Annotated in this window: 24 protein-coding genes; 12 read left to right on the top strand and 12 right to left on the bottom strand. The window is 67.3% G+C overall.

From position 1 onward, the window contains the following. Positions 1-64: 64 nt before the first annotated feature. From AC1DGI_RS12605 to AC1DGI_RS12585, 5 genes are all read right to left on the bottom strand, one after another. Entirely contained in the window at positions 65-937 is an 873-nt protein-coding gene (locus tag AC1DGI_RS12605; RefSeq protein WP_441402872.1) for a 3-hydroxyacyl-CoA dehydrogenase family protein, read from the bottom strand. Between the two features lie 2 nt (positions 938-939). Then, the gene (locus AC1DGI_RS12600; RefSeq protein WP_476899081.1) at positions 940-1,755 is read right to left on the bottom strand and encodes an enoyl-CoA hydratase/isomerase family protein; all 816 of its coding nucleotides are present in this window, start codon (positions 1,753-1,755) and stop codon (positions 940-942) included. Continuing rightward, positions 1,755-2,966: a thiolase family protein gene (locus tag AC1DGI_RS12595; protein WP_476899080.1), complete on the bottom strand. Its 1,212-nt coding sequence runs from the start codon at positions 2,964-2,966 to the stop codon at positions 1,755-1,757. The genes AC1DGI_RS12600 and AC1DGI_RS12595 overlap by 1 nt, the downstream gene beginning before the upstream one ends. A gap of 154 nt (positions 2,967-3,120) precedes the next feature. Next, positions 3,121-3,789, bottom strand: coding sequence for a pentapeptide repeat-containing protein (locus AC1DGI_RS12590; RefSeq protein WP_476899138.1), 669 nt, complete (start codon positions 3,787-3,789; stop codon positions 3,121-3,123). After that, the gene (locus AC1DGI_RS12585) at positions 3,789-3,938 is read right to left on the bottom strand and encodes a hypothetical protein (protein ID WP_441400134.1); all 150 of its coding nucleotides are present in this window, start codon (positions 3,936-3,938) and stop codon (positions 3,789-3,791) included. Before AC1DGI_RS12585 ends, AC1DGI_RS12590 begins: the two co-directional genes overlap by 1 nt. A gap of 168 nt (positions 3,939-4,106) precedes the next feature. On the opposite strand from AC1DGI_RS12585, the gene AC1DGI_RS12580 reads away from it, so the two are divergent. Both AC1DGI_RS12580 and AC1DGI_RS12575 read left to right on the top strand, forming a co-directional pair. Further along, on the top strand, positions 4,107-4,283 hold the full coding sequence (locus tag AC1DGI_RS12580) for a CsbD family protein (protein ID WP_441400136.1): 177 nt from the start codon (positions 4,107-4,109) through the stop codon (positions 4,281-4,283). Between the two features lie 80 nt (positions 4,284-4,363). Further along, the gene (locus AC1DGI_RS12575; protein WP_476899079.1) at positions 4,364-5,095 is read left to right on the top strand and encodes a dienelactone hydrolase family protein; all 732 of its coding nucleotides are present in this window, start codon (positions 4,364-4,366) and stop codon (positions 5,093-5,095) included. Between the two features lie 90 nt (positions 5,096-5,185). Here the strand turns inward: AC1DGI_RS12575 and AC1DGI_RS12570 are convergent, their stop codons facing one another. Beyond that, on the bottom strand, positions 5,186-6,646 hold the full coding sequence (locus AC1DGI_RS12570; RefSeq protein ID WP_476899078.1) for an amino acid permease: 1,461 nt from the start codon (positions 6,644-6,646) through the stop codon (positions 5,186-5,188). Positions 6,647-6,856: 210 nt separating this feature from the next. On the opposite strand from AC1DGI_RS12570, the gene AC1DGI_RS12565 reads away from it, so the two are divergent. Genes AC1DGI_RS12565 through AC1DGI_RS12545 form a run of 5 tightly spaced genes read left to right on the top strand, consistent with a single transcriptional unit; the run spans position 6,857 to position 11,156 of the window. Beyond that, positions 6,857-7,606 (top strand): CPBP family intramembrane glutamic endopeptidase, encoded by a 750-nt coding sequence (locus AC1DGI_RS12565; protein ID WP_441400142.1) that lies wholly within the window; start codon positions 6,857-6,859, stop codon positions 7,604-7,606. Between the two features lie 40 nt (positions 7,607-7,646). Further along, positions 7,647-8,087 carry a VOC family protein gene (locus AC1DGI_RS12560; protein ID WP_476899077.1) on the top strand — a complete coding sequence of 147 codons (441 nt, stop codon included), beginning with the start codon at positions 7,647-7,649 and terminating at the stop codon, positions 8,085-8,087. A gap of 21 nt (positions 8,088-8,108) precedes the next feature. Continuing rightward, complete coding sequence (locus AC1DGI_RS12555) at positions 8,109-9,062, top strand: 1,4-dihydroxy-2-naphthoyl-CoA synthase (RefSeq protein WP_476899076.1); 954 nt, start codon at positions 8,109-8,111, stop codon at positions 9,060-9,062. Positions 9,063-9,070: 8 nt separating this feature from the next. Further along, a complete protein-coding gene (locus AC1DGI_RS12550; protein WP_476899075.1) occupies positions 9,071-10,219 on the top strand; it encodes an AMP-binding protein in 1,149 nt (382 codons plus the stop codon). 58 nt (positions 10,220-10,277) lie between these two features. Continuing rightward, positions 10,278-11,156 (top strand): 1,4-dihydroxy-2-naphthoate polyprenyltransferase, encoded by an 879-nt coding sequence (locus tag AC1DGI_RS12545; protein WP_476899074.1) that lies wholly within the window; start codon positions 10,278-10,280, stop codon positions 11,154-11,156. Between the two features lie 73 nt (positions 11,157-11,229). On the opposite strand, the gene AC1DGI_RS12540 is transcribed toward AC1DGI_RS12545, so the two are convergent. Beyond that, entirely contained in the window at positions 11,230-11,547 is a 318-nt protein-coding gene (locus AC1DGI_RS12540; RefSeq protein ID WP_441400151.1) for a DUF4229 domain-containing protein, read from the bottom strand. Positions 11,548-11,746: 199 nt separating this feature from the next. Between AC1DGI_RS12540 and AC1DGI_RS12535 the strand changes: the two genes are divergently transcribed. Beyond that, complete coding sequence (locus AC1DGI_RS12535; protein ID WP_441400153.1) at positions 11,747-12,175, top strand: PLD nuclease N-terminal domain-containing protein; 429 nt, start codon at positions 11,747-11,749, stop codon at positions 12,173-12,175. 1,121 nt (positions 12,176-13,296) lie between these two features. Further along, positions 13,297-13,737 (top strand): hypothetical protein, encoded by a 441-nt coding sequence (locus AC1DGI_RS12530; protein WP_476899073.1) that lies wholly within the window; start codon positions 13,297-13,299, stop codon positions 13,735-13,737. Positions 13,738-14,349: 612 nt separating this feature from the next. Here the strand turns inward: AC1DGI_RS12530 and ccsB are convergent. The 5 genes from ccsB to AC1DGI_RS12505 are packed head-to-tail and all read right to left on the bottom strand — an operon-like array spanning position 14,350 to position 19,342. Continuing rightward, positions 14,350-15,444 (bottom strand): c-type cytochrome biogenesis protein CcsB, encoded by a 1,095-nt coding sequence (gene ccsB / locus AC1DGI_RS12525; RefSeq protein ID WP_476899072.1) that lies wholly within the window; start codon positions 15,442-15,444, stop codon positions 14,350-14,352. Further along, positions 15,444-17,291, bottom strand: coding sequence for a cytochrome c biogenesis protein ResB (gene resB / locus AC1DGI_RS12520; protein ID WP_476899071.1), 1,848 nt, complete (start codon positions 17,289-17,291; stop codon positions 15,444-15,446). The genes ccsB and resB overlap by 1 nt, the downstream gene beginning before the upstream one ends. Next, entirely contained in the window at positions 17,291-18,046 is a 756-nt protein-coding gene (locus AC1DGI_RS12515; protein ID WP_441400979.1) for a cytochrome c biogenesis CcdA family protein, read from the bottom strand. Before AC1DGI_RS12515 ends, resB begins: the two co-directional genes overlap by 1 nt. A 16-nt stretch (positions 18,047-18,062) precedes the next feature. Beyond that, complete coding sequence (locus tag AC1DGI_RS12510) at positions 18,063-18,674, bottom strand: TlpA family protein disulfide reductase (RefSeq protein WP_476899070.1); 612 nt, start codon at positions 18,672-18,674, stop codon at positions 18,063-18,065. A gap of 2 nt (positions 18,675-18,676) precedes the next feature. Further along, positions 18,677-19,342 (bottom strand): histidine phosphatase family protein, encoded by a 666-nt coding sequence (locus AC1DGI_RS12505; protein WP_441400983.1) that lies wholly within the window; start codon positions 19,340-19,342, stop codon positions 18,677-18,679. Positions 19,343-19,555: 213 nt separating this feature from the next. Between AC1DGI_RS12505 and AC1DGI_RS12500 the strand changes: the two genes are divergently transcribed. The 3 genes from AC1DGI_RS12500 to AC1DGI_RS12490 all read left to right on the top strand — a co-directional run bounded on the left by AC1DGI_RS12500 (position 19,556) and on the right by AC1DGI_RS12490 (position 22,014). Beyond that, entirely contained in the window at positions 19,556-20,104 is a 549-nt protein-coding gene (locus tag AC1DGI_RS12500) for a YceI family protein (RefSeq protein WP_441400985.1), read from the top strand. 441 nt (positions 20,105-20,545) lie between these two features. After that, positions 20,546-20,932 carry a hypothetical protein gene (locus AC1DGI_RS12495; protein WP_441400987.1) on the top strand — a complete coding sequence of 129 codons (387 nt, stop codon included), beginning with the start codon at positions 20,546-20,548 and terminating at the stop codon, positions 20,930-20,932. Between the two features lie 284 nt (positions 20,933-21,216). Further along, the gene (locus AC1DGI_RS12490; protein ID WP_476899069.1) at positions 21,217-22,014 is read left to right on the top strand and encodes a hypothetical protein; all 798 of its coding nucleotides are present in this window, start codon (positions 21,217-21,219) and stop codon (positions 22,012-22,014) included. Positions 22,015-22,044: the final 30 nt, after the last annotated feature.

The following is a 22,044-nucleotide window of genomic DNA, read 5'->3' as shown; positions in this document are numbered from 1 at the left end:
CCATCCTAGGCATGCGTGCGTGGTCCCGGGCGGTTTTCTCCGTAGGCCACCGCCCGGGAGCGGTTCAGTCGGCCCAGTCGAAGAAGCCCTTGCCGGACTTCCGCCCGAGTTCGCCGCGGGCCACCTTGTCCCGGAGGATCTGCGGCGGCGCGAAACGTTCACCCAGCGTGGAGGCCAGGTATTCGGCGATGCCGAGCCGGACGTCCAAGCCGACGATGTCGGTGGTCCGAAGCGGGCCGGTGGGGTGCTTGTAGCCCAGCACCATGGCGTTGTCGATGTCCTCGGCAGACGCAACGCCTTCCTCCACCATGCGCATCGCTTCAAGGGCGATTGCCACACCCAGGCGGGAGGACGCGAACCCCGGTGCGTCGTTGACGACGACGGCGGTCTTCCCGAGCGCCTGTACCCAGCCCCGGGCGGCCTCCGCGAGGGCCTCAGCGGTCTGCTCGCCGAGGACGACTTCGATCAGGGTGGAGGCGGGGACCGGGTTGAAGAAGTGCAGGCCCAGGAAGTTCTGCGGCCGCTTCAGTTCGCGGGCCAGCCCGTTAACGGAAAGCGAGGAGGTGTTGGAGGCAAGGTACGCGTCCGCGGCGAGCCGTTCCTCGATTCCGCGCAGCGAGGACACTTTCAGGTCCCAGTTTTCGGGTACGGCCTCGATCACCAGCTCGCGGTCCTTGAAGTCGTCGTAGTCCACGGTCACGGCGAGCCGGGAGACCATCTCGTCGAGGTTGCCATCGATCGCACCGCGCTCGATGCTCTTGGCCGCCGCGGATTCGACCCGCTCGCGGGCCGCCTCGGCTGCCTCGTCATCGCGTTCGACAACGAGCACGTTCGCACCGTTGATCAGGAAGGCGTGGGCGATGCCGGCGCCCATCCGGCCGCCGCCGAGCACCCCGACGGTGGCGGGAAGGTTCGCGGGGAGTACGGAGTTGCTCATGTCTACTTCTTCCGGTCTGAGTTCTGGTCGGACTTCTTGGCGGACTTCTTGTCGGATTTCTTTTCCAAGAAAGCCTGCATGCGGTCGAACTTCGCCTGCGACTCGAAGAGGATGCCCTGCGCCAGCTGGTCTATCAGCGGGTGCGCCTCCGCCGGGGCGTGGAACACGGACTTGGTGATCCGCACCGCGAGCGGATCCTGCCGGCCGATCCGGTCCGCCAGCTCGTAGGCGGCGTCCATCAGCTGCGCGGGCTCGTGGATTTCGGTGATGAGCCCGACGGCGAGCGCCCGGTCGGCGCGCAGCACCGCCCCGGCCAGCAGGATCTCCTTGGCCACGGGCTCCCCCACGAGCTCCTTGAGGCGCCAGCTGGCCCCGGCGGCGGCCAGGATGCCAAGGCCGGTCTCCGGGTTGCCGATCCGGATCCCTGGGGTGCCGATCCGGAAGTCGGCGGCGTAGGCCAACTCGGCGCCGCCGCCGAGGCAGAAGCCGTCGAGGGCAGCGATGACCGGCATCGGCAGTTTCGCGATGCGGACGAAAATCGTCGAGTTGATCCCCTGCAGGGCGTCGTCGCGGCGGCGTTCCCGCAACTGCGCAATGTCAGCGCCCGACGCGAACACGCCTTCCGTGCCCGCGAGGATGAGCACCTTGGGCGTCTGTTCCAAGTACGCGCAGACGCGGTGGAGTTCGTCGACCATCTGCTGGTCGATCGCGTTGCGGACCTCAGGTCGGTTGAGCAGCACCACCAGCCGGTCCTCGCGTTCCTCGACCAGGAGCGTGCCGAAGCCGGCGGTGTCCAGACCGCCGGGCCGGGACGCCATTAGACGCGCTCCAGCAGCATGGCGGTGCCCTGGCCGACGCCGATGCACATGGTGGCGAGGCCGATTTTGGCGTCCTCGCGTTCCATCCGGCCCAGCAGGGTGATCGCAATCCGGGACCCGGACGAACCGAGCGGGTGCCCCAAGGAGATGGCGCCGCCGTCGCGGTTCACGATCTCGGGGTCCAGGCCGAGCCGACGCATGCTGGCCAGCGACTGGGTGGCAAATGCTTCGTTGAGTTCGACGGCGCCGAGGTCACCGACCCCCAGCCCGGCCCGGGCGAGCACCTTCTGGGTGGCCGGGACGGGCCCGATGCCCATGATTTCGGGTTCGCAGCCGGCGGAGGCGCCGTCGATGATGCGGGCCCGCGGGGTCAGTCCGAGCCTCCTGATCGCGGCTTCGGACGCAACGATGATGGCGGAGGCGCCGTCGTTCAGGGTGGAGGAGTTCCCGGCAGTGACCACGGAACCGCCGGCGACGACCGGGCGAAGCCCGGCGAGCACGTCCATCGTGGTGCCGGCGCGGGGACCTTCGTCGGTGTCTACCAGCGTCTCCGCCTTGCGGGTCTTGACCGTCACGGGCACGATTTCGTCGGCGAAGCGGCCGGCAGCGATCGCGGCAAGGGAGAGTTCGTGCGAGCGGACGGCGAAGGCGTCGGCATCTTCGCGGGTGATGCCGTCCACGCGGGCGACTTCTTCGGCGGTCTCCGGCATGGAGTAGGTCATCTTGCCGCCGCGGGACAGTTCGCCCTTCTGGAACAGCGGGTTGACGAAGCGCCAGCCGATCGAGGTGTCGAAGATCTGGCCCGGCTTGGCGAACGCGGCCTGCGGCTTTTCCTGAACCCAGGGGGCACGGCTCATGGATTCGACGCCGCCGGCGACCACGATGTCCGCGGCGCCGGACTTGATCATCTGGCTGGCCATGATGATGGCGCTCAGGCCCGAGGCGCAAAGCCTGTTCACCGTGATCCCGGGGATGTGCAGCGGAAGGCCGGCCAGGATGGTGGCCATCCGGGCTACGTTGCGGTTTTCCTCGCCGGCGCCGTTGGCGTTGCCGAGGATGACCTCGTCGATGGCGTCCGGGTCGACGCCGGCGCGGGCAACGGCTTCCCGGACCACCAGCGCCGCCAGGTCATCGGGACGGACCGCGGAGAGCGCTCCGCCATACCGGCCCACCGGAGTGCGGGCACCGCCAACAAGAAAAGCCTCGACCATGAGAACATCCTTCACCAAGGGAGCAGGGTCGGCAGGATAAATTACCGACCGTTCGTTCTATAACGATTACACGGCGGGTCATGGCGGTCAACCGGGCGGCCCCGGATGACGCGGCCCAGTGACGGGCGCAGCCGCAGGCGCCCCAGGCGGTGACTCAGGCGACGATCATGCCGAGGTGGCCGGCCAGCAGCGGCGCCAGCAGGCTTAGTTGGTATTCGTCGATGACCAGGCCCGCGAGGCTGCCGAGGCCGCTGATGGACCGGAACTCCGTGCCGCGCAGGTCGAAATCCTTGAGCCGGGCGTCGCTGAAGTCCAGGCTGCCGATGGTGCAGTTCTTCAGCGCCACCCTGGTGGCCGTGCACGCACCTAGGTCGAGTTCGTTGATGATGCAGTCACTGATTTGGACGTCGATGAGTTTGGAGCCGCGGAGATTGACGTAGTCCAGCTTCCCGCCGTCGATCCGCACGGACTGCCAGCCGCTTTCATACAGTTCTGCCGAGCCCCAGCGGGGATTGCGGAGCTCGACGTCGCGCAGGCTTGAGCGGGCGGCCGTGAACACGGGCGCGTAAGCCTCGGCCAGGATGCAGTCACGGAAGGTTGCGCCGCGCAATTGGGTTTCGTTGAAGGAGACGCCGCTGAACTCGCATTCGGCGAAATCGGTACCACTGAGTTCCAGTCCGTCCGCGGCCGCGCGGTTGTAGGCAACCCCGTCGTAGCGCTCGCCGCGCCGGAAATCCGGGGCGGCATCCGGCACGAGGTCAGCCAGCCGGACCGGCGTGAGGCGTGGTGCTGCCATCTTGCGGGCACCGGAAGCGGCCGCCATCACAGCGCTTCCGCCTTGGCGGCGATCTCGGCGAGATCCTGTGTGAGGCTCTTGCGGGTCCCAGCCGAGCCCGGAAGGTCCGTCACGACAGCCCACACCCTGTCCGCGTTGGCCATGATGTGCTGGGTGACGGTGGTTGTGAGCTTCATGCATCCGAGCCTAGCCCGGCCCCGCGGAACCTGGGCGCTAGGCGCCGGGCGCCGGGCCGGCCAGGCCAGGCCAGGTGATGGTGCAGGTCCCCTTGAATTAGTAAGTATGCTTTGTGTTAGGGTGAAACCACATTGAATTTCAACCGGAAACGAAAGGTGGAACACACCATGGGTATCGGAGACAAGATTCACAACGAAGCGGAGCACCTCGGCGGCAAGGCCAAGGAAGCCACCGGAAACGCTACGGACAACGACCGACTGAAGGCCGAAGGCCAGAAGGACCAGGTCGTCGCTGACGCAAAGAAGGTCGGCGAGAACGCCAAGGACGCCTTCAAGCGCGACTAATTCCGCAGATCGACGGCGTCGGACATTCCTTTGGGGGATGTCCGGCGCCGTTTTTTGTGCCCGGATGCCAGACTGTTGGAATGGACCCGCACTACGTTGATCTCACCGGCCCCGAAGGCGTCGCCGGCGGCTCGAGCCGGCTCCGCGGCTACCTCGCCGAACCGGAAGGGGACGGACCGTTTCCCGCCGTGCTGATGATCCACGAGGCCTTCGGCCTGGACGACATCACGCTCCGGCACGCGCAGCGGATGGCGGCCGCCGGCTACCTCACCTTGGCCGTCGACTTATTCAGCGACGGCGGTGCCCGCCGGTGCCTGGTTTCCACCATGCGCTCCCTCGCCGCCGGGCAGGGGAAGGCGTTCGCGGACCTGGCGGCCGCCCGGCAGTGGCTGCTGGATTCCGGCCGCACGACCGGAAAGATCGGCGTCATTGGTTTCTGCATGGGCGGCGGCTTCGCGCTGCTGCTGGCCAACGACGGCTTCGACGCCGCCGCCGTAAACTACGGCACCGTGCCCAAGGACCCGGAGACGGCGCTCGCCGGCGCCTGCCCCATCGTGGCCAACTTCGGCGCCAAGGACCGGGGCCTTCGGGGCGCGGCCAGCCGGCTTTCGTCGGCCCTCGAGGCGCTCGGCGTCGAACACGACGTCAAGGAATTCGAAACCGCCGGCCACGGGTTCCTCAACGACGCGGAGGCCGGTCCCCGGCCGCTGCGGCCGCTGTTCCGGGTACTCGGCGTCGGGCCGGACCCGCAGTCCGCGCCCGAGGCCTGGCACCGGATCGAGGACCACTTCGCCCGGCATCTGAAGGAGTAGGTCCGTCCCCTGATCGGTTGCTCCGACCACGCCGTTTAGCGGCCCCAGAACGGCACTTACGGAGCAACCGACGCGGGAGCGACGGCGGTGTTAGCTGAACAGCTCGCTCTTGGGCTCGTTGTTCTTGACCTTCTGCCAGCCGAGCCAGAGCACCACCGCGAAGAACGGAATGGTCGCGAGGGTCCAGAGTCCGAGCTGGAAGACCTCGCCGGACTTGCTGGTCATGGTGTCGAAACCGATCAGCACTGTGACGGCGAGCAGCGCGACCAGCCCGGCCCAGCTGGTCCATGGGGAGCCCGGCATGGGCAGCGACGAAACGTTGCCCTTGATCTTCCGCAGCGCGATCTGGCTGGCGAAGATCGACCCCCAGGTGAAGATGACGCCGATCGAGGCGGTGTTCAGCGCGAGGTCGAAGGCGTGCGAGCCGCCGAGCCAGATGTTCAGCAGGATGCCGATGAGATAGACCGAGCCGATCGCCAGGATCGCCGCGTAGGGCACGTGGTTCTTGGACATCCGGGTCAGCCACTGCGGGGCATGCCCGTTGTTGGCCATGGTGCGGAAGATCCGGCCGATCGAATACAGTCCGGAATTGCAGGATGACAGCGCCGCGGTGATAACGATCATGTTCATGACGTCACCCATCCATGGCAGGCCCATCTGGCCGAAGACGGTGACGAACGGTGAGGTGCCGGCATGGTACTGGTCCGAGGGCAGCAGCATGGCAAGCAGGGTCACCGAACCGATGTAGAACACAACGATGCGGATCACGACCGCGCGGATCGCCTTCGGGACTTCCTTGGCCGGGTCTTCCATCTCGCCGGCGGTGATGCCGACAAGTTCGATGGCGTTGTAGGCGAAGATCACCGCGTTCAGCACCAGGATCATGACCAGCGCGCCCTTGGGGAACATGCCGCCGTCGGCCGCGAAGAGGTTTCCTACGGAGGCGTGGCCGTCGCCGACCTTGGCGTTGGTGATCACCATGAAGGTGCCGACCACCAGGAAGATCAGAATAGCTGCGACCTTCAGGACCGAGGCCCAGAATTCGAATTCCCCGAACGCCTTGACGCTCAGCAGGTTCACTCCCACCAGGAGGAGCAGGGCGGCGATGGCGCTCAGTTCCACCGGCACGTTCGGGAAGAAGAACTGGAAGTACAGGCCGATCGCGATCAGCTCGGCGATGCCGGTCATGGCCCAGTTGATGAAGTACATCCAGCCGGACAGGTAGGCGCCCTTCTTGCCGAACATCTCCCCGGCGTAGCTGACAAACGAGCCGGAGGTTTGGCGGTACATGATGAGTTCGCCCAGAGCGCGCATCAGCAGGTAGGCGAGGACGCCCGCGATGGCGTAGGAAAAGATCAGTGCCGGGCCGGTGGAGGCCAGGCGTCCGCCGGCACCCATGAAGAGGCCGACGCCGATTGCGCCGCCCATCGCGATCATGGTGACCTGTCGGCCGGTCAGGGACTTCTTGTAACCCTCGGCGCTGAGGGTCGGGTCGACGACGGCGGTTTGCGCCTGGGCGTTCTGGGGTTCGGTGACAGTACTTTTCGGCACGAAAGTTCCTTTGTAGCTAGGGTCTTGCCGGGACGGGAACGCGGTCCCCGGGGGCGCACAAAAGTGGATACGGCCGGGGCGGGGATTCAGCGGTGGTACCGGAGCCCCGAAGGGCTCGCAGCGTCGCTCGGCTCATCCATTCTACGGGTTCCGGCGGCCGCACCGTGACGCGGGCAACATCCGGGAGCCGGTCAACGTTAGGCTGATGTCATGGACACCGCCCTCCGCCAACTGCCTGCGCCGCGTCCGGAACTCTACGTTTTTTCCCGGCTGGACCTCATCACGGCGGGGCTTTACGCCGCCGTTGCCGCGTTCTTTGCCACCGCCTCCGGGCTGCTGGGGCCGCTGCTGCTGCAGCTCTCACCGAACCCGGCCGTGGCGTCCTACGCCGTCAATCTGGTCTTCTACGGCGGAATCGGCCTGCTCGCGCTGGCCGCGGCCCGGCGGGTGGCGGGCCGGGATCTCCGCGTCCTGGCCACGCGGCCCTGGTTCACGCTGCTGATGGTACCGCTGGCGGTGGTGGCCGCTATGATCCTGACCGCTGTGCTGGCGGTCCTCGCCGGGCCCCCGCAGACCTCCGCCAACCAGGCTGGCCTGCAGGCCCTCATGCAGCAGGTTCCGGCGTGGCTGATGGTTCCGCTGCTGGTGGTGGTAGGCCCGTTCGTGGAGGAATACGTCTTCCGGCACCTGCTGATCGGCAAGCTGAGCCGGAAGCTGAACATCTGGGCGTGCTGCGCCCTCTCGGTGGTGCTCTTCGCGGCCATCCACATCGTAGGCCAGGAGACGCTGACACTGCCGGTCCTGATGCCCTACCTCGCCATGGGCGCCGTCCTGGTGTTCGTGTACGTCTGGACCGGCCAGAACGTAATGTTCTCCTACTTCGTCCACGCCTCGAAGAACCTGCTGGCCGTCATCTTCATCTACGCCATCCCGCCGGAGATCCTCGACAAGCTGCAGTAGGCACCTAGCGCGGCGGGCGCCGCCGTCGTAGGTTTCTCCCATGGCATTGAACATCCAGATAGCTGTTGACTGCGCCGATCCCCACGGCCTTGCGGACTGGTGGGCGGAAACCCTCGACTGGGCCGTGGAGCCGCAGGACGAGGACTTCATCCGGTCCATGATCGAGCAGGGTTTTGCGACGGACACGGAAACGAAGCGGCACCAGGGGAAGCTGGTCTGGCGGGCCGGCGCCGCCATCCGGCCGCGGGAGGACCTGGGTGTGACCCCGCCCGCCCGCCGGCTGCTGTTCCAGACGGCACCGGAGGGTAAAACGGTCAAGAACCGGGTCCATTGGGACGTGAACCTGGCCGGAGCGGACAAGGACGCGGTCCGCGCCGCCCTGGAGACCCGCGGTGCCACCTTCCTCTGGACCGCCAACCAAGGCCCGCATTCCTGGCACACCATGGCGGACCCGGAAGGCAACGAGTTCTGCATCAGCTGAGCCGATTACTAGACTCGGACTGTGAGCAACGAAATCCCCGCCAAGGTATCCGACGTCTTTGACCCCTCCCGCTGGCGCACCGTGTCCGGCTTCGACGACTTCCAGGACATGACGTACCACCGGCAGGTCGAGCGCGCCGCGGACGGCTCGGTGGTGCGGGACCTGCCCGCCGTCCGGATCGCTTTCAACCGGCCGGAGGTGCGCAACGCCTTCCGGCCCGGCACCGTGGACGAGCTCTACCGGGCCATGGACCACGCCCGGATGACCCCCGATGTTGCCACCGTCCTGCTCACCGGCAACGGCCCCTCCGCCAAGGACGGCGGCCACTCGTTCTGCTCCGGCGGCGACCAGCGGATCCGCGGCCGGGACGGCTACCGCTATGCGGAGGGCGAAACGAAGGAGACCATCGACCCCGCCCGCGCCGGGCGGCTGCACATCCTCGAGGTCCAGCGGCTGATGCGGACCATGCCCAAGGTGGTCATCGCCGTCGTGAACGGCTGGGCCGCAGGCGGCGGGCACTCGCTGCACGTGGTCTCCGATCTGACCATCGCGTCGCGGCAGCACGGTAAGTTCAAGCAGACCGACGCGACCGTGGGCAGTTTCGATGCCGGCTACGGCTCGGCCCTGCTGGCCCGCCAGATCGGCCAGAAGTCCGCCCGCGCGATCTTCTTCCTGGCCCGCGAATATTCCGCCGAAGACATGGTCCGGTTGGGCGCCGTGAACGAGGCCGTGGACCACGAGCGGCTCGAAGAGGTGGCCCTGGAATATGCCGCGGACATTGCCCGGCAGTCGCCGCAGGCCATCCGGATGCTCAAGTTCGCCTTCAACCTCGCCGACGACGGCCTGGCCGGGCAGCAGGTGTTCGCCGGCGAGGCGACGCGGCTGGCCTACATGACGGACGAGGCGGTGGAGGGCAAGGAAGCCTTCCTGGAAAAACGGGATCCAGACTGGTCCAAGTTCCCGTACTACTTCTGAGGTTGCCAATGACTGCCGGAGCCGCACACATCGAACCCGCCCTCTCAGCCCTCGCCGCCGCCCTCCGCGGCGACGGTCCCGCCGTCGAACTGTCGGCGGCCGCGGACGGCTCCCCTGTCGTCCACCTGGTGGAGACACCGGGAATCGAGGATGCCGCCGTGGTGGTGCGGACGTCCGGCTCCACCGGAACGCCGAAGGCCACCGTCCTCACGACCGAAGCGTTGGCGGCGTCCTCGATGGCGACGGCAATGGCGCTCAAGGGTGAAGGCCAGTGGCTGCTGGCGCTCCCGGTGCAGTTTGTGGCCGGCGTGCAGGTGCTGGTCCGTTCGCTTTTCGCCGGCACCCGGCCGTGGGCGATGGACCTCTCCGGCGGGTTCACCCCGGAGGCCTTCACGGCTGCCGCGCTGGAGCTGACCGACAAGGTCCGCCTCACTTCATTGGTTCCCACGCAGCTGCAACGGCTGCTGGAAGAACCCTCCGCGGACACGCTGGCCGTGCTCCGGCGCTTCAACGCGATCCTGTTGGGGGGCGCCCCCGCGCCGGCCGGGCTGCTCGCGGCGGCCCGGGATGCCGGCGTCCGGGTGGTCACCACCTACGGTTCCGCCGAAACCTGCGGCGGGTGCGTGTACGACGGCGTGCCACTGGACGGCGTCGAGGTCAAGATCGCGGCCGACGGCCGGGTCCTGCTCGGCGGTGCCACCATCGCCGCCGGCTACCTTGACGAGCCCGCGCTCACGGCGGCGGCCTTTGTCGAGGAGGACGGGGTCCGCTGGTACCGCACCAGTGATCTCGGCGAACTGGGCGAAGACGGGCGGCTCACCGTGCTGGGCCGGGCGGACGACGTCGTGATCACCGGCGGCGTCAAGGTCTCCGCCGCGCACGTGCAGGCGGAGCTGGAGAAGCTCGACGGCGTCCGGGCCGCGTTTGTGGCCGGCGTGCCGTCAGCCGAGTGGGGGCAGGCCATCGCCGCCTATGTGGCGGTGGAAGACAGCTCGCCCGCCGGCATCCGGGGCTTCACCGCCCGGCGGCAAGATGCGCTGGGACTGCTGGCGCCGAAAACCGTCCTCGCGGCCGCCGAACTGATCATGCTGCCCAACGGCAAGCCGGACCGACTGAGCATGACCGTTCTGCTCGACGCCCTGCATCAGGGAAAATAGAAAAGCATCAAGCAAGTCTGACCGACCAGATCTTCACCGAATCAACGAGGTACTGAACGTGGCCACAGCCGCACAATGGATCCAAGGCGCCCGTCTGCGCACCCTGCCGGCCGCGATCGCGCCGGTCCTGATCGGGTCCGGAGCCGCCTATGCGATGGATGCGTTCCGTCCCGTCAACGCGTTGCTTGCCGCCATGGTGGCCCTGCTGCTCCAGCTGGGGGTGAATTACGCCAACGACTACTCCGACGGCATCCGGGGCACCGACGAGGACCGGGTGGGCCCGCTCCGGCTGGTCGGCTCCGGCGTGGCGAAGCCGGAGCACGTCAAGCGGGCTGCCTTCGCCGCGTTCGGCCTGGCGATGCTGTTCGGCTTGGCGCTGGTCATCATCACCCAGGCGTGGTGGCTGATCCTCGTGGGCGTGGGCTGCGTTTTCGCCGCGTGGGGCTACACCGGCGGAAAGAACCCCTACGGCTACCTCGGGCTGGGTGACTTGTTCGTGTTTGTCTTCTTTGGGCTGGTGGCGACACTGGGCACTACGTTCACGCAGGCCGGGCGGCTCAGCCCCGAGGCCATCATCGGTGCGATCGGCACGGGATTGATCGCCTGTGCCCTGCTGATGGCCAATAACGTCCGGGACATCCCCACCGACCGGGTCGCGGGCAAGAAGACCCTGGCCGTACGGCTCGGTGACAAGCACGCAAGGGAAAGCTACGTGCTGATGCTCGCGGTCGCGATCCTGCTGGTCATCGTGCTGGCACCGGCCCGGCCCTGGATGCTGATTGTGCTGCTGCTCATCCCGGCCAGCCTGATGCCGTCCTGGCTGATGATTGCCGGACGCCGCAAGAGCCTGATCCCGGTGCTGAAGCAGACCGGACTGATCAACCTCGGCTACGCCGTGCTGTTCTCGCTCGGCCTGGTGCTGAGCCGCGGGTTCTAGGGCGGGTCCGCGCGTGGGGCCTGGCACAGACGGGCCTGTCGGGGCCAGTCGGGCCTAACAGGGACTGTCGGGCCTAGGAGTCGCTGGGCTTCTTCGGACGGCTGTCGGTGCGTACGGTAACGTCCGGATGCTCGTCCACGAGCCGATCCTCGGCGTCGGCGTCGTCGACCTCCCCGGCGCTGCGCAGCGGCTTGGCCTGACCGGAGAAGCGGGTGTGGATCGAGGCGGTGGCCGCGTCGCGCTGCCGCTGGAAGAACAGGAAGCTGATCGCGAACGCCATCATGCCGGCGCAGAGAGCGGCCAGCAGCCAGCCCAGCTGCAGATAGACAAACAGCGCGAACAACGGCAGGAACAGCGCCAGACGGATCAGGGAGTATTTCAAGAAGGCCACGTCCCCAGTTTAGCCGCCCCGGGGCCGCCGCGGCTTCCCCGGCCGTGCGGGCGCCGCTGGCGGTGCGGGCGCCGCGGCGGTGCGGACGCCGCTGGCCAGGCACCCCGCGGTGCGGACGCCGCTGGCCAGGCACCGTGCGATCTCGGCCGGCGACCTGGGGCCAGGCGCCGGAAACCCCCGCGGAGGCTAAACTGAAGCTATGCTCCGTGTTGTGGTACCAATCCTCGTGTTAGTCGTATTTGTCTACGGATTGATCGACCTGATCCGGACTGACTCACGCCAGACCAAGGGCATTTCCAAGCCGGCCTGGATCGTGGTGCAAATCGTCCTCCCGGTGATCGGAGCCGTCCTGTGGTTCCTCATAGGGCGCCCGCGCGGCGGCGGAGCGGAAGCCGCCCCTGCTACCTACCGGCACCCGACAGCCCCGGACGATGACCCTGAATTCCTCCGCAACCTTGCGCGGCGCCAGCGGAACCAGGCGGAGGCCGACAGGCTCAAAAAGCTTCGGGACGAGCTGGAGGCCAAGGAACGCGAGCTTCGAAACGGCACTGACGACTCCCCGGGCCCGGACGCCGGCGAAACCCACGGCAGCGGCGACTCGGCGCAGGGCACCGACGAGGTTAAGTAGACCCGCAAGATCCTTGCCGGCTCGGTCCTTCCGGTCAGGCAATTGTCCTCCTGCACCTCTCCTGCCGCTTGCCAGACATCGCGTCCCCGTGTGGTCGGCGGTTCCACTCAGGCAACCACCCTCGGCCGGATGCTGGCGGCCCTCACGCGCGGTCGGCGATTCCGCACGGGCAGCCACCCGCGGCCGTTTGCCAAAAAGGGCCGGAATGTAGGTCGTCGAAGCGGCCATCTCTGGCAAATCGCGGCTTCCCTGCGCCAACGGCCCCACGAAACGGGCATACTGGCCCGGCCGGCGCTAGCCCCGCCCGAGCCGCCCCTGCCTCACTATCTTGGACCGGCACGTGGCGCACGGGCAGCGACCCTCGGCCGTTTGCCAAGAAGGGCCGGAATGTAGATCGTCGAAGCGGCCATCTCTGGCAAATCGCTGCCACGCCGAGTGTGGTGGACCGTCTCTCGGCCACGTTGGGCAGCCGCAGCTCGCGAGGATACGGGCCCACGAGCCGCAACTCCTCCCCCACACGCTGCCGCCCTGTGGATAACGCCCTGGCCCGCGCCAGTCAGGCGCAGAATTCATTCATGCGCCAACCCAGTGAGCTTCCCCCTCAGCTCCAAAACAGGCCGTTCACCGTGGCCGAGGCCCGCATGGCAGGCCTGAGCCGACGTCGAACCCGGGCCCGTGATCTCGTCAGCTTCTGCTACGGTGGGCGCGCGACGGCCGGCACCCGCAATAGCTTGCTGGAACGCGCTCATTCCCTGGCTGCTGCCACCGGCGCAGTCGTGAGCCATCTGTCCGCGGCTGTGTTGTGGGGATTCCCGCTGCCTGCTTCCCTCGCGGCCGAGGCCGTCGTGCATCTGACGACTATGCCTGGCCATCGCGCTGTGCGACGCAAGAACGTTCTGGGCCATCAGCAGTCTCTCGAACCTGAGGAGGTCGTGGCGGGCACCAGAGTGCGCTGCACCTCCCCGGTGCGGACGTGGTTCGACCTCGCCGGTATGCTCAGCCTCGATGACTTGGTGATCGCCGGCGACTTCTTACTGGGTCGGAGACGCCCACTAACAACGAGCAGCGGGTTGGATGCGTATCTAGAAGGGAAGCGAGGCAGACCCGGCTACCGTCGGGCTATGCGTGCCCGAGCTCTGCTGCGCCCCGGCACGGACTCCCCGAAGGAGACCGAACTCCGGCTGCTCCTGATTCGGTACGGCCTACCAGAACCCGGAATCAACGTCCCGATGTTCGACGAGACCGGGGGCTGGATCCAGGATCCGGACCTTTCCTATGAGAAAGAAAAGGTCGCCATCCAGTACGACGGCGGACATCATGCCAGTGCTGCCCAGCCTCGCGGCGACCTCTTCCGGGATGAGAACGCCAGGGATGCCGGGTGGCGGGTCGTCGTCTTGACCCAGTGGCATTTGACCCCGTTCGCTCTCGGGATGGAGCCGGCTGCAGTTACCCGGGTGCGGGCAGCCTTGATGGAACGCGGCTGGTCACCCGACCCCGGTCCGGGGCCTACCGGCCCCGTGGCTGATTCTGGCCGGCGCCTATCGGACAGGAACGGCCGCTAAGCCGCCCGCTCAGCGACCGACTGTGGCAAGTCGACGACGTAGGCTGCATCCGGGGCTGGCTGCCGCCCGGCTGCGCCCGGCCCTCGAATATCGCGCCTAGCGCTCAGGCGCAGGACGGGCACCTTGATGTCCTGGCCGGAAAGTACTTTGCCATGGCGCCGGAACCGGGAGCCCACTTGACAGCAATGGCCGCTAAGCCGCCGGCTCAGCGGCCGACTGTGGCAAGTCGACGGGTAGGCACGGGCAGCGCTTGGACGGGGGACGGGCCATCTACCGGAGTCGGGCCCGGTGAGCTCGGACGAGGTACGGGCAACTAGTTGCCCGTACCTCGTCTGGGGCTCAGGCGCAGGGCGGCCACCTGATGACCTGGCGGGGAAGTACTGTGCGATTCGGCCCAACCGGGCGCCCGTCTGACAGGAATGGCCGCTCTCCGTGGAACATAGCGCCCATCTTTGGCAAATTGGAGGCCAAAAAATGGGGAAACCGGCCGGAGCTCAAAGCGGATGCCCTCCCTACGATGCCGCCCAAACACGGAAGGGCCGCCGCGCACGTAGCGCAGCGGCCCTCCGGCTAGCCCAGCGGGGTCCGTGAACCCCGGGACTCCCCGGCGCCCTAAAGTCCCGAGTAGGAGTGCAGTCCGTTGAAGAACTGGTTCACGATGGTGAAGTTGAAGACCACGCACAGGTAGCCCACGATCGAGAGCCAGGCGGCACGGGTTCCGGTCCAGCCGCGGGTGGCACGGGCGTGCAGGTAACCGGCGTAGACCACCCAGATCACGAAGGTCCAGACTTCCTTGGTGTCCCAGCCCCAGAACCGGCCCCAGGCCTTCTCGGCCCAGATGGCACCGAACATCAACGTGAAGGTCCAGCCGACGAACGCGATCGCGTTAATCCGGTAGGACAGGTTTTCCAGGCTCAGGGCGTTGGGCACGAGGCGCATGAAGCCCAGTTTGTCGGCCCCGCCGGCGGCAATGGTCTTCTGCCGGTGCGACTGGACCAGCTGCAGCGCGGACATTGCGAACGTCAGGGTGAAGAGGGCGGAGGACAGCACTGCGATGGAGACGTGGATGACCAGCCAGTAGCTCTGCAGCGCCGGGACGAGGTGCCCCACCGGCGTCCAGTACGCTACCGAGGCTGCAACGAGCATAATGATCGCGAGGCCCACCACGAAGGTGCCCAGGAAGCGCAGGTCGCGGCGGATGAGGACCAGAAGGAAGACCGCCACGGCAACGAACGCGCCGGTGGTCAGGAACTCGTACATGTTGCCCCACGGCACCCGGCCTGCGCCGAGGGCCCTGGTGATGACGCCCGCGGCGTGGATCGCGACACCCAGCACCGTCAGGGCGACGGCCACCCGGGCCGGAACGCGCCGTTCGGCGGAGTAGCGCATGGCGCCGTCGGCGGTCTGCCCGGCTCCGTCGCTGCGCGCCGCGGACGACGTCGGACGCTCGGCGCGCCCGGCCGGGCCGCTAACGTCGGAGTCGGCACGGTCAACGGCTGCGGAGGAAGCCCCGACGCCGGCGCCCACCGGGACCCGGGCCACCTCGGCGCCGGACAGTTCCGCCGCCTTCAGGTCCACCGCGCGCAGGGTTTTGCTGCTCTTGGCCAGGTCCCAGGCGAACGCGATGAAGGCCACCGTGTAGGTACCGGCGGCGAGCAGCATGAAGAGCTCGCTGTACTGGCCCATGGTTTCGTTGATCATCGGCATTACTGATCCTTCTTTGACGCAGGCGAGCCTGCTATGGACTGGATGGAGTCTGCTGTGGGGTGTTCCAGTGACGTCGCGGTGCCCGCGGGACCGTTTGCGCCGGTCTCCGCGCGGCCATTATCCGCCTTGGCGCTGGGAGCGGGCTGGGAATCGGCGTCGTCCAGCGGCCAGGCGGCCGCCAGCAGGGCGCGGACCGCGGCCGCTTCCCCGGCGAGCCGGTGGTCCTCGCCGCGGGCCAGGAGGCCGTACTCGACCATGGTCCGGCCATCCGCGTGGGTTCCGGTGCGGACCCAGACGCGGCGACGGTTGACGTAGAGCGAGGTGACGAGCCCGGCGACGGCGAGCAGCGCGAAGAACAGCGCGTAAGCCTGGCCCGGGTTGTGGTGGATGTCGACGCCGACGTAGCGCTTCACGCCGTCGAACGTGATGGTGCCCTTGCCGTCCGGGAGGGTCTGCGTGGCGCCGGGGGTCAGCACGATGCCTTTGGTGGGCAGGTTGCGCGCGTTCAGCGGCGTCAGCTTCTTGACGTCGAGTTCGAAAACGTTCTGCGGGGAGCCGCTGTTCAATCCGAGGTCGCCGTAGTAGGAATTCAGCGTCAGCTGCGGGTTGAACAGGTCGGGATCGCCGCTGAAGGAAACACCTTCCGGCGTGACGAACGCGGTGGGCAGGAAGAAGCCGGCGAAGGCGAGCTGCTCCGGTTTGGCATCGGGGACCTTGATGACCACCGAGGAGTAGTAGTTGTCGCCCTGCAGCTTGGCCACGACCGGGCCCTGCATGGCGACGTTGCCGGCGCCATCGCGCACCGTGACCACCGGGGCGTAACCGTTGCCGGTGAGGTAGATGCTGGTGCCGCCCAGACTGAGCGGATCGTTGACCTTCAGCACCTCCTGCTTGGCGGGCGCGTCCGGGTTCTCTTTGGTGGTCACGTTGGCCGTGAAGTCGATCGGCTGGCCGAACTTGCCCTTGGATTCGCGGTCAAAGGTGATCTGGAACTTGTCCAGCTGGATGGAGTAGGGCTGCAACTGGCTACTCTGGAAATTTGTGCCTGGGCTGAACTGGTCGTAGCCCACCAGGGTGTTCACGAAGGTGTCCCCCTCGACCAGGATCCGTTGCCCGCTGTAGCCGAACAGGACGCCGGCCGCGACGGATACCAGCACGCCGATCAGGGCGGTGTGGAAGACAAGGTTGCCGACCTCCTTGAAGAGGCCGCGCTCCGCTCCGAGCGACGGCCGCGCGCCGTCGTGGTCCCGGACCTCAACGCGGTAGCCGCGCTTCTTCAGCAGCGCGGCGGCGTCATCAATGGCGCCCGACGCCGGGATCCCGGCGTCGGCGGGGATAACCAGGGTGCCGTATTCGGGCAGCCGGGACAGCCGGGCAGGGGTCCGCGGGGGTTGGGAACGCAGGGCCTTGTAGTGCGCGATGGCGCGGGGCACCACGCAGCCGATCAGCGAGATGAACAGCAGGATGTAGATGGCGGAGAACCACGCTGAGGAGTACACGTCGTAAAGCTGCAGCGAGTCCAGGATCTTGCCGTAGTCCGGGTGGTCCTTGATGTACTGCGTGACGATCGCGGGGTTGGTCGGCCGCTGCGGGAACAGCGATCCGGGCACGGCGGCGACGGCCAGCAGCAGCAGCAGGAACAGCGCGGTGCGCATGCTGGTCAGCTGCGTCCATGCCCAGCGGAGCATGCCCAGCGGACCAAGCGCGGGGAGGACGGCGCCGGCCTTGGCCGCGGAAACGGCCCCGGCGGGGCTGCTGCCGGGTTCAGGCGTGCCGGGTTCAGGCGTACCGGCTTCGGGCGTGCCGGGGGCCGGGGATTTCTTCTTTACGTTCACTCGCTCGCTCATCAGATCGGCAATGTCACATCGGTTTGGAACCAGTACTGCAGCCCGGAAACCCAGGCCCCCCATACGCCGCTGGCCATCAGCACGCCGAGCACGATCAGGATGCCGCCACCGGTGCGCTGGATGGCGAGCCGGTGCTTGCGGAAGAAGGACAGCACGCCCACGCCGCGGCGCATGGCCAGGGCGATCAGCAGGAACGGAATGCCCAACCCAAGGCTATACACGAAGGCCAGGAGGGCGCCCTTCGCCGCGGAGGAACCGCCGGACAGGCTCAGCAGCTGGACGGCCGAATAGGTGGGGCCGATGCACGGCGCCCAGCCCAGGCCGAACGTAATGCCCAGCAGCGGCGCTCCCCACAGCCCGGCCGGCGGCTTGGCCTGGATCTTGGCGTCGCGCTGCAGCCAGCCGAAGCCGCCCATGAAGACCACGCCCATCACAATCACCAGCAGGCCCAGGAGCTGCGTGATCCACGCGTTCTGCGAGCCGGTGATCAGCGTTCCCAGCTGGCCGAAAGCGCCGCCGAGGAGGACGAAGATCACCGAGAAGCCGAGTACGAACAGCCCGATTCCGGCGAGCATCCGGCCGCGCTTCTGTTTTTGCAGGTCGACGCCGGTCAGCCCGGTCACGTAGCCGAGGTAGCCGGGCACCAGCGGCAGCACGCAGGGCGAGAGGAAGGAGACGAGGCCGGCCAAGAGCGCCACCGGGATGGCGAGCAGCAGCGATCCGCTCAGGATCGCTTCGGCGAAGGGGCTGTTCACGGGGTCATCTACTCGATCACTCGGCCACGGCGGCGGCGATGAGGGACTTGAGGGTGCCCTTCTGGATTTCGCCGAGCACCCGGGACGCGACCCGGCCCTGCTTGTCGAGCACCAGTGTGGTGGGGACAGCGCCGGGCGGAACGAGTCCGGACACGGCCAGCAGGACCGCCCCATCCTTGTCGTTGAAGCTCGGATACGTCAGGTTGAAGGTCTTGTCGAACGCTTCCGCCGTCGGCTTCTCATCGCGCAGATTGACGCCGTAAAACTGCACGCCGTGGCCCTTGAACTCCTGGTGCAGCGATTCGAGCGACGGCGCCTCCACCCGGCACGGGGCACAGGCGGCGAACCAGAAGTTGAGTACCGTGACCTTGCCCGGAAAGGCCGACGCCGTGACGGCGGTACCGTCGAACAACGTCCCCTTGATGTCCACCGGCTTTTTCCGGTCGGCGACGGCGAATTCGGTCACCGAGCCGTCACCCGCGACGTAGTTCTTGTTGTCACCCGCCTTGGCCTGCTTGGCCAGGGCGTCCTCCTGGGCGCAGCCGGAGAGCCCCAGCACGAGGGCCAGCGCCCCGCCGCCGGCGGTGAGGAGGCTGCGGCGGGTCAGCCGCGGGTCGTTTCCCAACATGCTCAGGCCCCGGGGGTGCTGGACGCACCGGGCAGGAGGGCGGAGGCAGGCTCGCTGTAGTCCACGCGCAGCAGCGTCCCGGCGTCGTCGAACACGAGCGATGTCACGGAGGTGAGCGTGCATTCGCGCTTCCGCGGGTCGTGCCACAACGGCCGGCCCTCGGCGCTGAGCCGGGCGGCCCAAATGGGCAGCTGGTGGCTGACCAGGATGGCCTCTGCGCCGTCGCCGCCGAGTTCGATGGCCCGCAGCCGCGCATCCTGCACGGCCGCGGTCACCCGCGCGGCCTGCTCCCGGTACGGCTCGCCCCAGGACGGCCGGAGCGGATTGCGCAGCATCGGCCAGTGCTTCGGCCTCAGGAGTTCGGCCTTGGAGACGTGGAGGCCCTCGAAGTAGTTGGCAGCCTCGATGATCCGCTCCTCCGTGACGATGTCAAGGTTGAGGGCCTGCGAGATCGGCTGGGCGGTTTCCTGCGCGCGGGTCAACGGGGAGGCTACGAGATGCACGATCTTGGCACCCTGCGCGGCACGTTCGCTGAAGTGCTCTGCCAGCGTCCGGGCCATCTCCTGGCCCAGTTCGGAGAGGTGGAACTCCGGCAGCCTGCCATACAGGACACCCTCGGGGTTGTGGACCTCGCCGTGGCGGAGCAAATGAACAGTGGCTTGGGGCATGTGTACCAGTTTCTCAAAGGGCAGGCGCAATGGCGAAATCTTCTACGAGAAGTAGAACTCAAACTTTTGAAGAAATGTTCCCCAACGCCGGAATAAAAGATGCAAATGCATGTTTATACTGGGTGAAGCGGTTAGTTGAGGCTTCAATAAATAGGGCTTCGACCCACGCTCAGTAGAACTTGTGCACCACCCACCCGACCCAAGGAGAACCCCATGGCACTTCCCGCCAACCTCACCACCGGCACCTGGACCCTCGACCCCTCGCACAGCGAAATCGGCTTCAGCGTCCGTCACGCAGGCATCAGCAAGGTCCGCGGCCAGTTCAAGGAGGCCGACGCAACCCTGGACCTCGCCGAAAACGTCAGTGACTCGAAGGTGAACGCCACCATCAAGACGGCGAGCTTCGATTCCGGCGATGCCAACCGCGACGGCCACGTCCGCGGCGAGGACTTCTTTGACGTCGAGAAGTTCCCGGAAATCTCCTTCGTCTCGAGCGCCATTGTCCCCAAGGGCGACGCCTACGAACTGGTGGGTGAACTGACCATCAAGGGTGTCACCCGCCCGGTGGCCCTGGAGACCGAGCTCAACGGCGTGGCCGTTGACCCGTTCGGCAACACCCGCGCCGGCCTGACCGCCGAAACCACCATCAGCCGCAAGGACTTCGGCCTGACCTGGAACGCTATCCTCGACGCCGGTGGCGTGCTGGTCAGCGACAAGGTTGCCATCAACCTCGAACTGGCCTTCATCGCCCCCGCAGCGTAGTCCGTGCCGCCCCCTGAGGGCGGACAGGCTGTTCCGGCCACCGTCGGAGACGCTTCAGACACCCCGCTCCATCCCTGGATGGAGCGGGGTGTCTTGCTTAGGCGGTCCGGCATCCGGCGCGCTCCATCGGGGGGGTGTTTGGCCGGACTCCGCACCGCCGCGGGAGGTTGCTAGGAAGCGCTGGTCCCGCAGTCTAAAGTGAAAATCATGAGCAACACCGGTGACGTCCCCAAGCCCGAACAGCCACGCGGCACTCCCCCGCAGCCGGGAAACGTCCCACCCGCCAGTGCGGAACAGCCGGGTCCGGCCAGGGCGTCGGAGGAGTCAGGCGGTCCCGGCCGGCCCGGCGGGTTCCGCTTCGAGTGGCCTGCCGACCGGCCGCGCACGTTCCATGAAGTCTGGCCGGCGGGTGGCTATTCCGGAATCTTTACACTCCCGTCGATGCCCCCGGAACTGAAGATCTCCTATTGGGTTTGGGTGGTTGGGGGCCTGCTGGGACTTCTCGCCGGAGTGATCGGGCTCTTCGGCGCCGTGGTCCTCTTCGTGGTGTCACCGCCGGCGGGCATCCTGCTAATGCTGCTGGTTCTGATCGCGCTCGCCTTGGCGGGGGCCCAGGTCACGCTCGCGATGAAGATGAAGGAGGGCTGGGAATGGGCCCGATTCGCCTTAACCATCGCCGCCGGCGTGAGCCTGGTCCTCGCAGCCTTCAGCACGGGCATCGCGGGAGGCGGCAGCTGGCCCGGCTTTGTGATCAGCGTGGCCGCGACCGTCCTGATGTGGCTGCCCAACTCGCAGTCGTGGTTCAACGCCTTCAAGGGCCGGTTCTAGTCCCCGAATCAGAGAACGATCCCAGGGACGGGGCGATCGCCGAAGAGTACATCTGGGCGTAGTCCGCGCCGGACTTGAGAGCGGCCCCAAGTGGGAGCGGCTCTCGCCGTTTCGGCGGCCTGCTTGCAGCACCGCACGACGACGGCGGGCGCTGGCCGAGAATACCTCTGGGGAATGACCCAAACCTCAGTGGCCCCGGGGTACGGTGGAGTTAAACCACGCTGGGGCGGGTTCTGACACCGGTCCCGGTAACCCATCCCGCCACCGAAATGCAAAGGACCGCCATGAGTAACCCGCCAGTCGAGCCTTCCAGCCCGGACGGACCCGAGTCGGGCAAGCAGGCTCCGCAGTACGGCCAGAACGCACCCCAGTACGGGCAGCAGGCGCCGGGCTACGGACAGCAGCCGACGGCCCCGCAGTATGGTCAGACCACGCCCCAGTACGGGCAGCAGGCGCCGGGCTACGGACAGCAGCCGACGGCCCCGCAGTACGGCCAGAATGCCGCGCAGGCTCCGCAATATGGTCAGAACGCTCCCCAGTACGGCCAGCAGGCGCCGGGCTACGGCCAGTCCCCGTACGCCCAGTCCCCCTACGGCCAGTCGCCCTACGGTCAGCAGCAGGGTCCCGGCGGCGTGCCGAAGCTCGTCAATATTGCGTTCTGGCTCATCGTGGCCTCCGGCGCAATATGGGTGCTCTCTCTCCTCCTGTCCATCGGGGGTCTGGACACCCCGGCCTTGCGGGACATGTTCCAGCGCCAGATGGCGACAAGCGGCGCTGACGTCAACTTCAGCGAAGTCAAGCCGTTCTTGGTCGGCACCATCGTGGTGTTCGCCGTGATCAGCGCGGGCCTTTACGCGCTCGTGGCAATCAACGTCCGCAAGGGCAGAAACTGGGCGCGGATCCTCGGCACCGTCTTCGCGGTCCTATCTATCTTCAGCCTGCTCCCGCTCAGCATCGGAACCCTTGCGGTGCTGGCAGGCATTGCAGGCATCGTGATGTTGTACCTTCCGGCGACGTCCCCGTACTTTCGGAAGCAGCAGCCATTCGCCAACCCATACGCGCAGAACCCCTACGGCCGCTAGGCCAGGCACCCGCCGCAGGCGGGGTATCAG

This window comes from Arthrobacter sp. 05N428_2 (genome assembly GCF_056397065.1).
The sequence above is the reverse complement of the archived record's forward strand: the minus strand, read 5'-3'. Positions and strand labels throughout refer to the sequence as shown.